Below are 12869 nucleotides of genomic sequence, written 5' to 3'. Positions count from 1 at the left end.
CATGTTGATATCCGAATTCGCAGAACAGACAGGGCTATCGGTCGAGACGGTTCGCTTTTATGTCGGCAAGGGGTTGCTTGCGCCGAAGCGCAGCGCACTGGGAGGCCGCAGCCGCTATCAGATTTTTTCGGATGATGACGTCGCAGCGGCGCGGATGATCCAACTACAAAAATCGCTGGGCTACACGCTTGCGGAGATTGCCGCGCTCACGCGGGAGTACAAGGCCGGTGCAAGATCGGCCACGCGCACGGCAGAGGTATTGCGCAATCAGATTCAACGATTGCAGGCGCAGCGGAGTCAAATCGAGAATGCCGTATCGTTCCTGACCAAAAAGCTGGCATGGGTCGAAGCTGGCAAACCGGGCGACGCACCCCAATTTCCGTGCTAGAAAAAAAGCCTCGTTGACGTCGCCAACGAGGCCTTCCGCGTAAACCGCAACGCATCAAGTGCGTCGCCTTCGCCATGCAGGCATGACGGATCAGCGCTTTTCCTGATTGGCCGCGCTAGCCGCCAGCGCATCGAACTTCTTGTCCAGTTCAGCCAAAGACTGGTTGATGTGGTCGCGGCGGTCTTTGATCCACTTGCCTTGCGAGGCCAGTTGCTCGCGCGCCTCTTTCAGCATGCGGTCCATCTCGGCCGGCTGGGGGCCGCCGCTGGTGGCGCGGTTTTTCACAATGGCCACCGGGTCCAGCGTGGATCGGAACTCGGCCTCGCTCATCGGCAATTCGTTGCCGTACTTGGAATCCTTCATCGCATCGGCGTAGATGCGGCGAGCCTGTTCATACGGGAAGTCCAAGGGCTTGATGTTGTTGGTCTTGGCGTACGTGACCACTTCGGAGGCGAAGTGATGCCCATCGCGGAACGGCAGCTTGTACTTGCGCATCAGCACGTCGGCCAGTTCCTGCGAGGCGGTCCAGTCGCTGTTCAGTTCTTCCAGCGCGCGGTCCGGGCTGATGACCATGGCCTTGAGCACCCGGTCCCAACGCTTGAGCGCCGAGATGCCGCTGTCGACCATGGCGGAATTCTGCTTCACGTCTTTGGGGTCGCTCATGCCCGGCGTGATGTTGTGCGTCTGGATGACGGGGCCCATCGCCAGGGTGATGGCGGTGGACGCATCGCTGCGGGTGTCGTTCAGCAAACCGGGGTTGCGCTTTTGCGGCATGGCGCTGGACACATAGGTATTGCCGCCGCCCTCTTCCAGCAGAATCCACGGGCGCGACTGCGCGTACTGCGTCATGACGTCTTCAACGAAGTTGCCGGTGCGCAGCGCGATGCTGGTCACGATAGACGCCACTTCCACCGGCTGGTCCATCGACGAGATCTGCGAGGCATCGTAGGCGTTATCCACCAACGCGTCAAAGCCCAGGTACTGCGCCATACGCTTGCGGTCCAGCGGCCAGCTGGTGCCGTTCAGCACGGTGGTGCCCATGGGCGAACGGTCGATGCGCACATAGGCTTCGCGGATGCGCTGCGCGTCGCGCGCCAAGCCCGCCGCCTGGCCCAGCAGATAGTGGCCGTAGCTGTTGGGCTGCGCGGCCACGCCATTGGTGTAGTTCGGCACGACGGTGCCGGCGTGCTTGGCGGCCAGCTCCACCAGCGTGGCGGACGTCTTGTTCAACTGGTCAGCCAGTTCCAGCAGCTTGTCGCGCAGGATGGCGCTGCGGTAGGTGGCGTGCATGTCCTGGCTGGAGCGGCCCGCATGCAGCAGGGTCACGTCTTCGCCGGCCGCCTTGATCAGCAAGGGTTCAAAGGTGATGACGCTGGCCGGGCGCTTGGCGCCGGGCTGGTTGCCGTCGTTGATAACCTTGGCCACGCCTGCGGCCAGGCGCGGCGCCATGGACTTGTCCAACAGCCCTTCATCGGTGTTGATGACGGCGGTGGCCTTGTTGATTTCTCCCAGCCAGAAGAAGGGGTCGCGCGGCACGGCGGTGGCGGCCGGTGCGGCTGCGGTGGGCGCGTTGGCGGGCGCTGTCGCGGGCGCCGCTTGGGCCAGCGCGGCGTGCGCGCCCAGCGACAAGACCAGTGCGGCGCCCAAGGTGGGAAGAAACTGTCTCATGGTGTTCTCGTTATGGGGAATCGTTATTGGGGGATCGTCATAGCGGTCGACATGCAGGTGCAGGCCGACTCCGGGGTGGATCGGTAGTTTATGGAAAAGCCCTTCGCCCGAAAACCGGGTATTACACGGATAGCCCAGCAATGCGTAACAAGCGGCTTCCTGGCTGAATCGTTGCTGACACGATGACGCAGCGCAAAAACTCAGTCTTGAAAACACGCCCGGCGCGACAGGCAAACACCTGAGAGATGCGGCTCATAGCGGTATGGCGGAATGCGCAAAAGTGGCCCGGTACGTCAGGCCGCTTTGCTTCTAGAATTCCAGCACGCACTGCGCGCGCCCGCGCGCGGGCGGGATTCATTCAGCAGCACCGGGAGACTCATCTTGACCCAACCGACCCAGGCCTTGGCGCACGCGGATTACCCGCCCGCCCAAACGGTCGAAGACTTCACGGCGAACCTTGCCGCCGTGCAACGCCGCATCGCACAAGCCTGCGAACGCGCCGGCCGCGACGCCGGCAGCGTGCGGCTATTGCCCGTCAGCAAGACCGTGGACGCGGCACGCGTGCGGCTCTCTTACGAAGCAGGCATCCGCTATCTGGGCGAAAACAAGGTGCAGGAAGCGTATTCCAAATGGGAAGCCTTGAGCGACCTGCCCGACCTGCGTTGGTCTGTCATCGGCCATCTGCAAACCAACAAGGCAAAGCTGGTTGCGCGCTTTGCGTCGGAATTCCAGGCGCTGGACAGCCTGCGCGTGGCCGAAGAGCTGGACCGCCGCTTGCAGGCCGAAGGGCGCGCGCTGGACGTGTTTGTGCAGATCAATACGTCGGGCGAAGCCAGCAAGTACGGGCTGGCGCCGGAAGACGCCGCCGCCTTCGTGCAGGCGTTGCCGGCGTTTCAATCGCTGCGCGTGAAAGGGCTGATGACGCTGGCGCTATTTGCAAGCGACGCCGCGCGCGTACGGCCGTGCTTCGTGCGCCTGCGCGAGTTGCGCGACACGCTGCGCCAAACCGCACCGGCGGGCATTGACCTGGCCGAGTTGTCGATGGGCATGTCGGGTGACTTCGAACTGGCCATTGAAGAAGGCGCAACGGTGGTGCGCGTGGGCCAGGCGATCTACGGATCGCGGGCGCTGCCAGACAGCCACTACTGGCCTGCGACGGGTAAGCCCGAAAACTGACGGGAACGTGATGGGGTTCGGAGTTAGGGGTTCGGAGTTAAGGGTTCGGGGTCAGGGGTTCGGGGTCAGGGGTTAGGGGTAGATAGCCGGACTATGCGCGGCCGGCGAGAAACCCACAGGGGCGCAGAAAGTGGTCTGTTAATTTCACATAAAGTGGCATGAATAAACAGTCCGCCTGAATCCTACACTTTGCGTCGAATAGCGCTGCGCTCATTGCAGCCGCTACGCAATGTGGAGTCATTCATGCATTCAACGCCGGCACGCCTGCAACCCGCCGACTTCTTCGCCCCAACCGTCGCCGCCCTGATTTCCGTACTGGTGAACTACGGCGGCACCTTCGTCCTGGTTTTCCAAGCTGCCGAACTGGCGCAGCTGACACCCGCTCAGACCACGTCCTGGGTGTGGGCCGTATCCATCGGGGTCGGCGTGACCGGAGCGTTCCTCAGCTTCCGGTACAAAGCCCCCATCATCACCGCCTGGTCCACGCCGGGCGTGGCGTTTCTGGCCACCGTGATGCCCTTCACGCCCTATGGCGAAGTGATCGGCGCCTACATGCTGTCGGCGCTGGGCTTCATCGTTCTGGGCCTTTCCGGCGCGTTTGAAAAGCTTGTCCGCATGATCCCTGGCGGGATCGCCGCTGGCCTCTTGGCGGGCATTCTGCTGCAATTCGGCGTCAACGCATTTGGCGGCGCCAGCGCCGACCCCTTGCTGGTGATCGTGCTGGTGATTTGCTATGCATTGCTCAAGCGGTATACCTCACGCTTTGCGGTGGTGGGCATCTTGGTGATTGGCGTCGCGATGCTGCTGGCGCAACACCGGATCGACGTCTCGGCCATCCACCTCAGCCTTGCCACGCCCGTATTCGAAACGCCGCGCTTCTCGCTGCATGCGCTGCTGGGCGTTGCGCTGCCGCTGTTCATCATCACGCTGACCGGGCAATACATGCCGGGCATGCTGGTGCTGCGCAATGACGGATACAAGACCAGCGCCAGCCCGATTCTGACCGTCACCGGCTTGGGCTCGTTGCTGATGGCGCCCTTTGGCGCGCACGCGTTCAACGTTGCGGCCATCACGGCAGCCATCTGCACCGGCCCCGACGCCCACCCTGACCCGCGCAAGCGCTACATCGCGGGGCTGGCCTGCGGCGCCTTCTACATGCTGGTAGGCACCTTCGGCGTCACCCTGGCGACGCTTTTCATGGTGCTGCCCAAGACCTTCATCACCACCCTTGCCGGGCTGGCGCTGCTGGGCGCCATCGGCGGCAGCCTGGCCAATGCCATGGCTGATGCGCGCACCCGCGAGACCGCGCTCATCACCTTTCTGGCGACGGCGGCCAACGTGACGTTGTTGGGCGTGGGTGGCGCATTCTGGGGGCTGGCCGCCGGGCTGACGACGCACCTGCTGATACACGGCGGCAGCCGCGCGCTGCTGGGCAGCCCGGCCAAGCCATAGCAATACAAGGGGTGGGGTTGGGCTTTGTGGGGCAGCTACTTCTTTCGTAGCGCCTGTGACAAGCGCTTGACGGACGTTTCGATCTCATGCGCCGTCAACGAGGAGTAGCCCAATATCCACCCTTGCCGCTTTTCCGCTCCGGCATACAGGCGGCTCAAGCCCGGCAGTTGCAAGCCAGCAGCCGCCGCCAGACGGATGGTCTTGGCCTCGGACCACCCGCGCGCAAGCAGACACGGAATCTGCAAGCCGCCCTCGGGACGCAAGGCGGTGGCGATATCCGCCAGATGCGTGTTCAGCGCTTGCAGCATGGCGTCGCGGCGCGACGCATACAGCTTGCGCATGGCGCGCACGTGGGCCGCGTAATGCCCGTCTTCCATGAAGCGCGCCAGCGTCAATTGCAGAATCTGTGGCGTATGCCCGTCCATGATGCTGCGCGCGCGCGTGAAGGCGCCAACCAGCGCGTGCGGCAACGCCATATAGCCCATACGCAAGCCCGGGTAGAGCGTCTTGCTGAAGGTGCCCACATAAAGGGTGCGCTGATGTTTGTCCACGCCCTGCACGCACGCGGTTGGCAGACCGTCGTAATGGAACTCGCTGTCGTAGTCGTCTTCGATGATCCACTTGCCCTGCTCGGCCGCCCAACGCGTCAGCTCCAGGCGGCGCGCCAACGACAACGTTGCACCGGTGGGGTACTGATGCGACGGCGTCACGTACACGCAGTTTGCACCGCTGCGATCCGCACGCAGCAGATCCATGCGGATGCCTTCCCCGTCCACATCGATCGGCACGATTTTCGCCTCGGCCGCTTCAAACGCCTTCTTGGCGCCGAAGTATCCAGGGTTCTCAAGCAGGATGGGCTTGCCCGCGTCCACCAGCAATTGCGCGCACAGAAACAGCGCCTGCCGCGTGCTGCTCAGCACCAGGATCTGATCCGCGGACACCTTGGCGCCACGCTCCAGATTCAGATAGGCGGCAATGGCCTTGCGTAGCGGCGCGGCCCCTTGCGGGTCGCCATGCAGCAGCACGTTGGCCCGATAGTCTTTCAGCGCCTGCCGCTGCAAGCGTTCCCATACATCGGTGGGAAACGTGCGCGTCTCGGGCAGCCCGGTGGCAAACGCCTTGACCGCTTGCTGGTCGGTCACGCCGCCGCTATCGAAGATCATCCGGCCCCGGCGGCTCAGCCCGGCCCCCGGCTCCGGCACGCCGCGCTTGTCGTCCTGAAGCTTGACGCGCCGGCTCGCCGCGCCCCGCAGCGGCGCGCCCACCGTGTCGGACACATAGCTGCCAGACCCTTCGCGCCGCACGATGTAGCCGTCGCGGTGCAGCTGCACGTACGCGTTTTCAACGGTATCGCGCGCCACCCCCAGCGACGTGGCCAGCGTGCGGGTGGCGGGCAGCTTCACGCCCGCATCCAGCGCGCCATCCAGGATCAGCGCGCGCAGCGCCCGTTGAATGCGTTGGTGCAGATCCAACGGCTGAAGATCGGCGTCGTTCAGCCGGATCTTCAGCGTGTCCAGTTCAAAAGCCTTGGCCATGCGGTCTGCCTGATGGATAAGATTGAATCAATCAAAGCAGGCCATTCTATCCGCACCAAAACGCTTAGCCCAGGTACTCCACGTTGCCGCAGACCGAGATGCTTTGCCCGCTGATGACCGCGCCTTCGTCGGAGCACAGAAAGGCCACTTGATTCGCCACATCTTCAGGGCGGGTCATGCGGCGCAGCGAAACCTTCTCCACCAGCTGTTCACGCATCGCATCGTTGCTGACGCCGCCGGCTTCCGCGCGGGCGGCAATAACGCGCTCAACACGGTCGCCCGACACCACGCCCGGCAGCACCGAATTGACGCGAATATTGGACGGCCCCAATTCCATGGCCCACGTCTGCGTCAGGCCCGCCAAGCCGAACTTGCTGGCGCTGTAGGGGCTGCGCAGCGAAAAACCCAAGCGGCCCGCCACCGAAGAAATATTGATGATGGCGCCGCCGCCCGCCGCCCGCAGCAATGGCACCGCGCTGCGCGCGCACAGGAACGTGCCGGTCAGGTTGACGTCCAGCGTGTGCTGCCAGGCGTCCAGCGTGGTGTCTTCCAGCCGGCTGGTGGGGCCGGAGACGCCCGCGTTGTTGATCAGCGCGTCCAGCTTGCCCCATCTGGCGGCCAAGCCGCTGAACAACTCCGCAACCTGCGCTTCGCTGGACACATCGGTCACGCTGACGCTTAGCCGCGGGTTCGCCGTGCGCGCGGCATCGCAGGCGGCGGCGTCGACATCGCACACATGCACGTCGGCGCCGGAGGCCAGGAATTTCTGGGCGATTGCCAAGCCGATGCCTTGCGCGCCCGCGGTGATCAGGACGCGCTTGCCATTCAAGGATTCAATCATGATGTCTCGTCAAAAGTTGTTTGCGTCAGAGCGCGAACTCGGGGCGGATACCGCTTTTCAACGGCAAGCCCATGATTTCGCGCGCTTCGGCAGGCGTGGCCGGCTCCATGTCCATTTCTCGGATGATGCGCACGATGCGCTCGGTCAGCTGAACATTGGTGGCCAGTTCGCCATGCCGGTAGTACAGGTTGTCTTCCAGGCCCACGCGCGCATGGCCGCCTAAGAGCAAGGCGCTGATGTTGGCCTCGAGCTGCGACGGCCCGATGCCGCTGACGCAGAAGATGCTGTCCTTAGGCAGCAGGTCCACCATCATCTGCAAATGCCGCGGCGAAAACGGCATCGCATTCTGAAAATTGCGGTGCACGTTCATCACCAGATTGATGAAGTGCGGCCCCTCATCCAGCCCTTCTTCGATCAGCGTGGTGGCGTCTTGCAGGATATGCGTGGGGCTGAAGACTTCCCACTCGGGCTTGATGCCGCGCGCCTTCATGCCGGCGGCAAGCTCGCGCGCTTTGGTCAGCGGCGTGTTCATCAGATATTCGCGGTCGCCAAACGCCAGGTTCAGCGTCGTCGCGTCCAGCGTGCACATCTCGGCGCCGGCATCCATGCCTTTCAGCCGCTCTTCCCACAGGATTTCCCACGTGCCAGGTGACGTTTCCTTCACCATGTCGCCATGCACGCCGCCGCCGGTGGAGTTATTCAGGATGATGTCGCAGCGCTCGCGGATGCGCTGGTTCATGTCGCGGTAGATCGCCGCGTTGCACGTGGCCTGGTCGTCAGGGCGGCGCGCATGCAGCGCCACCACGCTGGCGCCCGCGTTGTAGCAGCGGTAAACGTCGTCTGCGATTTCAGCCGGCTGGGTCGGCAGATGCGGGTTCTGGGTTTTGAATGCCATGCCCCCGGTCGGGGCGATGGTCACAATGACTTTGCGTTTTGCCATGTTGGTCTCCCGTTCACTTCCACAGCGCGCAGCGCGTTTCGGCTTGCTTGGTAAACGCCTCGTTGCCGTCAATCGTTTGCAGCACCTTGAAGTAGTCCCACGGTTCTTTGGATTCTTCCGGCGTCTTCACCTGCAGCAGGTACATGTCGTGCACGACACGGCCGTCCGGCCGCACGACGCCATCCTTGATGTACATGTCATTCAGCTTGTTTTCGCGCAGATACGCCAGCACGCGGTCGGCATCATCGGTGCCCGTGGCCTTGACCGCGCGCAGGTATTGCAACGCCGCGGAATAGTCGGCCGCCTGCAACGACGACGGCATGGCCTTGCGGCGTTCGTAGAACTTCTGGCTCCAGGCGCGCGTCGGTTCCGAGGCGTTCCAGTACCAACTGTCGGTCAGGTACATGCCCTGCGTGGCGGGCAGGCCCATTGCGTGGATGTCGTTGATGAACATGATCATGCCCGCCAGCCGCATCGTCTTGGTGACGCCGAATTCGTTGGCGGCCTTGATGGCGTTCGTGGCGTCGGCGCCGGCATTGGCCAACGCAAGAATCTCGGCCTTGCTGCTTTGCGCCTGCAACAGGAACGATGAAAAATCGTTCGCCGACAAAGGATGCTTGACTGACCCCACCACCTTGCCGCCGCCCGCCTCAACCACCTTCGTCGTATCCGCTTGCAGCGCATGGCCGAACGCGTAATCGGCCGTCAGGAAATACCAGCTTTTACCGCCCGCCTTGACCACCGCCGCGCCCGTGCCGCGCGCCAGCGCAACCGTGTCGTAGGCGTAGTTCAAGGTGTAAGGCGTGCATTGTTCGTTGGTCAGCGCCGGTGCGCCCGCGCCCACCACGATGATGGGCTTCTTCTTGTCGGCCGCCACCTTCGACATGGCCAGCGCGGTGCTGGAGTTGGTGCCGCCAATCAGCATGTCCAGGCCGCGCTGGTCGAACCATTCGCGCGCCTTGGCCGACGCGATGTCGGCCTTGTTCTGGTGGTCTGCCGTCAAGAGTTCGATCTTCTTGCCGTTGATCTCGCCGCCCATTTCCTCGATGGCCATCTTGATGGCTTCCGCCCCGCCCGGGCCATCGGGGCCCGAGTACACGCCAGACAGGTCGGTGATGAATCCGATTCGAATGACATCGTCCGAAATCTGCGCGTGCGCGGCCGTGGCGTTCAACATCGTAGCGGCGACGCCAAAGGCGAGCGCGGCGCCGGACTTGATGCGTGGCATTGACAACATACCTGTCTCCTCTTATGTTTTTTGGCTCTTGTGCGTCTTGAGTGGATCTGGACGCTTTGGGCCTCAACTATTCTGGGACTCGCCCCTGGCGCGAACAGTCATCATGGTGACAAAGCGCCCTAGGGTTTACCTGAGCGCCGTCACCCCTGCTGAACGGAGAAAACATGCGTGGACCGCCCGACAGCGTAGGCAGCCAGACAACCGGCGCAAAGCGCAAGCCTGCCCTATGCCCGGTAGACAAAATGTTGAGCGTCGTGCCTTGGTACAACGGCCTGCCCGAGCTTGAGCGCAACCTGGTCCGCTCCGAACTGCGCACGGTGTCGCTCGCCACGGGCGAATACCTGTTTCGCGCGGGTTCGAAATCGCTGGGCTGGTATGGCGTGGTCGAAGGCCTGGTGAAATGGACGTCGCCGGGCGCGGATGGCAAGTCCCTGTCGCTGGCCGGCTTCAGCATCGGCAGCTGGTTTGGCGAAGCCACCATGCTGCGCCGCGAACGCTTTGAATACGAGGTAATTGCGCTGCGCCCGAGCCGCATCGTCATCCTGCCGCGTGACACCTGCGAACGGCTGTGGAACCACAACATCGAATTCACGAAGGCGTTGACGATGCATCTGGCGCAGCGGGTCAACTGGCTGATGGCCAGCTACACCGGCAACGTGCTGCTGGATGTGGACACCACCGTCGCCCGCGCCGTAGCGGCGCAATTCGACGCCGAACGCCATGCGGATACGCAGGGCCGGTTGAAGATATCCCAGGAAGAAATCGCCAGCTTGTGCGGCGTGTCACGCCAACGCTGCAACGCGGCGCTGACAAGGCTGGCGCGCGCGGGCGTGCTACAGACGCACTACGGCGGAATGACGATTCTGGATAAGGATGCGCTGTACAGGCTGGCGCTGATCAATGATGATGCTGGCGATTCGCCGTCGATCTCGCGGCGCTGATGCACTGACTTGAGATGACGCTATGAAATCGTTGATACACGCTGGCGCGGTGGTGTTGATGCCGACGATGGGTCTGCCAGAAGCCCGGCCGAATTCGTCGCGCATGCGATGAAGGGTTTTGAACAGTGAGCCGCGATATTGCCCATGGGCGCCGGACTTGGCTGCCCCTTGCTTGCTTGTCCCTGGTACTGCTCTTGTTGGCTGGCGCGGGCTGGAAGATCCTGAAGTCGCCCTACGAACCCCAGGGCGCCACGTCGGCGGCGTCGGCGTTTATCCGCGACATCTATGCAGAAGACTGGCACCGCGCTTATGACCTGACCTTCAAGAACGGCTACACCGGCCGCACAACCGACGAACTTCGCGCCGTTGCGGCTCGCCAATTCTGCGGACGCGTGTCCGTGCTGAAGTACTGGAGCCCGCCACAAACCCATGGCAACCGGCTGCGCCGTTGGTTAAACGGTGTGCCGCTGGATCAAGACCAGGTATGGGTGGAATTTCATGACCCGGAATCGGGATGCATGATGTCGTTCGAACTTCGGCGCACCCAGGACGATCAGTGGAAAGTGTTCAACTTTCAAAGCCATGCGGGGTGATCGGCGGCGAAGCGTTCTAGAAGGGGGGGGCTGGAGCGGGTGAAGGGAATCGAACCCTCGTATGAAGCTTGGGAAGCTGCCGTTCTACCATTGAACTACACCCGCTCGGGTGTCGTGCCACGGCGCAGGGCCGGGGCAGAGCCGAGGATTATAGCGCGGGATTTTTGGAATCTTCGGATGATTTTTGCTTCCCCTTGCGCATCCTCCGCCAGCGGTCCTCATCCCCGGAATTAAATGCGTCCCTAATTTAGTCCATCCGGCCGACTCCGCCCCGGCGCAGCTACCACTACAATTCGGGGCTATGAATACGCCTAACTCCGCGAACCACCCCGCGAACTCCTCCGCGGACACGCCCGCGACGCCTTCCGTGAACACCTCTGACACTACCGCCGGCTCTTCGGCATCGGCGCCTGCCGCCGCTCCCGTTTCCCCTGAGACGCAGGCCGCGCTGGCCAGCACCGCCCACGCGCCGAACAGCCCGGGCGCGACGCACATCCGCAGCTTCGTGCATCGCCGCGGCCACATCACCCAGGGCCAGTTGGCCGCGCTGGAACGCTTGATGGGCGAATGGTCCATTCCGTACGCCGCCCGCCGCCTGGACCCCGCCGCCGCGTTTGGCCGCCAGGCGCCGACGGTGCTGGAGATTGGCTTCGGGATGGGCGAGACCACCGAGAAGATCGCGCTGGCCCGTCCGGACGACAACTTCCTGGGTGTGGAAGTGTTCAACGCCGGTGTCGGCTCGCTCTTGCGCCGCATTGAAGATTCCAAGATTCAGAACCTGCGCATCATTCAGCACGACGCGGTTGAGGTCGTGCGCGACATGATCGCGCCGGATTCGCTGGCTGGCGTGCATGTGTACTTCCCGGACCCGTGGCCGAAGAAGCGCCATCACAAGCGCCGCCTATTGCAGCCCGCGTTCGTGTCGCTCTTGGCCAGCCGCATTGCGCCGGGCGGCTACATCCATTGCGCCACCGACTGGGAAGACTACGCGGTGCAGATGCTGGAAGTGCTTAGCGGCGAACCGCTGTTGGCCAATACGGCGGACGGCTACGCGCCCCGCCCCGATTACCGCCCCCTGACCAAATTCGAGACACGCGGCCTGCGCCTGGGCCACGGCGTCTGGGACCTGATCTTCAAGCGAGTCGCCTGATGCTCTATCCGCCGATCGAACCCTACCGCCACGGCATGCTGGATACCGGCGACGGTCACCAGATCTATTGGGAAATGTCGGGCAATCCGAACGGCAAGCCCGCCGTGTTTCTGCATGGCGGCCCGGGCAGCGGTTGTTCGCCGGTGCATCGCCAGCTGTTTGATCCGCAGCGCTACAACGTGCTGCTGTTCGATCAGCGCGGATGCGGGCGGTCGACGCCGCACGCCAGCCTGGACAACAACACGACCTGGCATCTGGTGTCGGACATCGAACGGCTGCGCACCGAGATCATGGGTGCGGACAAGTGGCTGGTTTTCGGCGGCTCGTGGGGGTCGACGTTGGCGCTGGCCTATGCCGAAACGCACGCGTCGCACGTTAGCGAGATGGTCGTGCGCGGCATCTTCGGGCTGCGCCGCGCAGAGATCCAATGGTTCTATCAGGAAGGCGCGTCGTGGCTGTTCCCCGACCGCTGGGAAGAATATCTGGCGCCCATTCCCGAAGCGGAACGCGGTGATCTGGTGGCGGCCTATCACAAGCGCCTGACGGGCAATGACGCCGCCGAGCAATTGCGCGCGGCCAAGGCCTGGAGCAAGTGGGAAGACAGCACCATCACGCTGCTGCCCAGCCCGCGCCATCAGCAAAGCCATGCGGCGGATCGCGCCGCGCTGGCGTTTGCGCGCATCGAGAACCACTACTTTGTGAATGCCGGCTTCATGGAAGAAGGCCAGTTGATCCGCGACGCGCACAAGCTGCGCGGCATTCCCGGCACCATCGTCCAGGGCCGCTACGACGTCTGCACACCCGCGCGCACCGCGTGGGACCTGCACCGCGCGTGGCCCGAAGCCGAGTTCCATCTGGTGCCTGACGCGGGCCATGCCTTTGATGAACCCGGCACCCTGGCGCGCCTGATTGCCGCCACCGACGCCTACGCAAAACAGTGAGGAGACC

General features: G+C 63.4%; 12 protein-coding genes and 1 tRNA gene. 7 read left to right on the top strand and 6 right to left on the bottom strand.

Going from position 1 to position 12869, the window contains the following annotated elements; all coding sequences use genetic code 11:
• Position 1: 1 nt before the first annotated feature.
• The gene (locus ACFZAI_RS03040; protein ID WP_391565516.1) at positions 2–388 is read left to right on the top strand and encodes a MerR family transcriptional regulator; all 387 of its coding nucleotides are present in this window, start codon (positions 2–4) and stop codon (positions 386–388) included.
• A 90-nt stretch (positions 389–478) separates the two neighbouring features.
• On the opposite strand, the gene ACFZAI_RS03035 is transcribed toward ACFZAI_RS03040, so the two are convergent.
• Complete coding sequence (locus ACFZAI_RS03035; RefSeq protein WP_391565515.1) at positions 479–2056, bottom strand: argininosuccinate lyase; 1578 nt, start codon at positions 2054–2056, stop codon at positions 479–481.
• Positions 2057–2437: 381 nt separating this feature from the next.
• Here ACFZAI_RS03035 and ACFZAI_RS03030 point away from each other — a divergent pair, with 381 nt between their 5' ends.
• Together ACFZAI_RS03030 and ACFZAI_RS03025 are read left to right on the top strand one after the other, a co-directional pair.
• Positions 2438–3232, top strand: coding sequence for a YggS family pyridoxal phosphate-dependent enzyme (locus tag ACFZAI_RS03030; protein WP_391565514.1), 795 nt, complete (start codon positions 2438–2440; stop codon positions 3230–3232).
• A 243-nt stretch (positions 3233–3475) separates the two neighbouring features.
• Positions 3476–4684 (top strand): benzoate/H(+) symporter BenE family transporter, encoded by a 1209-nt coding sequence (locus ACFZAI_RS03025; protein ID WP_391565513.1) that lies wholly within the window; start codon positions 3476–3478, stop codon positions 4682–4684.
• 35 nt (positions 4685–4719) lie between these two features.
• Here ACFZAI_RS03025 and ACFZAI_RS03020 read toward each other — a convergent pair whose 3' ends face one another.
• The 4 genes from ACFZAI_RS03020 to ACFZAI_RS03005 all read right to left on the bottom strand — a co-directional run bounded on the left by ACFZAI_RS03020 (position 4720) and on the right by ACFZAI_RS03005 (position 9228).
• Positions 4720–6219, bottom strand: a complete 1500-nt coding sequence (locus ACFZAI_RS03020) for a PLP-dependent aminotransferase family protein (protein WP_391565512.1) — start codon at positions 6217–6219, stop codon at positions 4720–4722.
• A 64-nt stretch (positions 6220–6283) separates the two neighbouring features.
• Positions 6284–7060: an SDR family oxidoreductase gene (locus ACFZAI_RS03015; protein WP_391565511.1), complete on the bottom strand. Its 777-nt coding sequence runs from the start codon at positions 7058–7060 to the stop codon at positions 6284–6286.
• Positions 7061–7085: 25 nt separating this feature from the next.
• Positions 7086–8000, bottom strand: coding sequence for a 3-keto-5-aminohexanoate cleavage protein (locus ACFZAI_RS03010; protein ID WP_391565510.1), 915 nt, complete (start codon positions 7998–8000; stop codon positions 7086–7088).
• A 13-nt stretch (positions 8001–8013) separates the two neighbouring features.
• Positions 8014–9228: an ABC transporter substrate-binding protein gene (locus ACFZAI_RS03005; protein WP_391566254.1), complete on the bottom strand. Its 1215-nt coding sequence runs from the start codon at positions 9226–9228 to the stop codon at positions 8014–8016.
• 173 nt (positions 9229–9401) lie between these two features.
• Here ACFZAI_RS03005 and ACFZAI_RS03000 point away from each other — a divergent pair, with 173 nt between their 5' ends.
• Both ACFZAI_RS03000 and ACFZAI_RS02995 read left to right on the top strand, forming a co-directional pair.
• On the top strand, positions 9402–10178 hold the full coding sequence (locus tag ACFZAI_RS03000; RefSeq protein ID WP_391565509.1) for a Crp/Fnr family transcriptional regulator: 777 nt from the start codon (positions 9402–9404) through the stop codon (positions 10176–10178).
• A gap of 176 nt (positions 10179–10354) precedes the next feature.
• Positions 10355–10771 (top strand): hypothetical protein, encoded by a 417-nt coding sequence (locus ACFZAI_RS02995; RefSeq protein WP_391565508.1) that lies wholly within the window; start codon positions 10355–10357, stop codon positions 10769–10771.
• A gap of 31 nt (positions 10772–10802) precedes the next feature.
• Here the strand turns inward: ACFZAI_RS02995 and ACFZAI_RS02990 are convergent.
• A tRNA-Gly gene (locus ACFZAI_RS02990) sits at positions 10803–10876 on the bottom strand.
• Between the two features lie 196 nt (positions 10877–11072).
• Here ACFZAI_RS02990 and trmB point away from each other — a divergent pair.
• Together trmB and pip are read left to right on the top strand one after the other, a co-directional pair.
• Positions 11073–11921 (top strand): tRNA (guanosine(46)-N7)-methyltransferase TrmB, encoded by an 849-nt coding sequence (gene trmB / locus ACFZAI_RS02985; protein ID WP_391565507.1) that lies wholly within the window; start codon positions 11073–11075, stop codon positions 11919–11921.
• Positions 11921–12862, top strand: a complete 942-nt coding sequence (pip, locus tag ACFZAI_RS02980) for a prolyl aminopeptidase (protein ID WP_391565506.1) — start codon at positions 11921–11923, stop codon at positions 12860–12862. Before trmB ends, pip begins: the two co-directional genes overlap by 1 nt.
• Positions 12863–12869: the final 7 nt, after the last annotated feature.

This window comes from Achromobacter sp. NPDC008082 (assembly GCF_042957345.1).
GTDB classification, from domain to species: domain Bacteria; phylum Pseudomonadota; class Gammaproteobacteria; order Burkholderiales; family Burkholderiaceae_B; genus Achromobacter; species Achromobacter kerstersii_A.
Note: the sequence above shows the minus strand (reverse complement) of the source record. Positions and strands in the feature narration are given on the sequence as shown.

Excerpts from the sequence above, each read along its gene's own strand:
- ACFZAI_RS03005 (WP_391566254.1), bottom strand. The coding sequence starts at position 9,228 with ATGCCACGCATCAAGTCCGGCGCCGCGCTCGCCTTTGGCGTCGCCGCT.
- ACFZAI_RS03040 (WP_391565516.1), top strand. The coding sequence starts at position 2 with ATGTTGATATCCGAATTCGCAGAACAGACAGGGCTATCGGTCGAGACG.
- ACFZAI_RS03035 (WP_391565515.1), bottom strand. The coding sequence starts at position 2,056 with ATGAGACAGTTTCTTCCCACCTTGGGCGCCGCACTGGTCTTGTCGCTG.
- ACFZAI_RS03000 (WP_391565509.1), top strand. The coding sequence starts at position 9,402 with ATGCGTGGACCGCCCGACAGCGTAGGCAGCCAGACAACCGGCGCAAAG.
- ACFZAI_RS03020 (WP_391565512.1), bottom strand. The coding sequence starts at position 6,219 with ATGGCCAAGGCTTTTGAACTGGACACGCTGAAGATCCGGCTGAACGAC.
- pip (WP_391565506.1), top strand. The coding sequence starts at position 11,921 with ATGCTCTATCCGCCGATCGAACCCTACCGCCACGGCATGCTGGATACC.
- ACFZAI_RS03025 (WP_391565513.1), top strand. The coding sequence starts at position 3,476 with ATGCATTCAACGCCGGCACGCCTGCAACCCGCCGACTTCTTCGCCCCA.
- ACFZAI_RS03015 (WP_391565511.1), bottom strand. The coding sequence starts at position 7,060 with ATGATTGAATCCTTGAATGGCAAGCGCGTCCTGATCACCGCGGGCGCG.
- trmB (WP_391565507.1), top strand. The coding sequence starts at position 11,073 with ATGAATACGCCTAACTCCGCGAACCACCCCGCGAACTCCTCCGCGGAC.
- ACFZAI_RS03010 (WP_391565510.1), bottom strand. The coding sequence starts at position 8,000 with ATGGCAAAACGCAAAGTCATTGTGACCATCGCCCCGACCGGGGGCATG.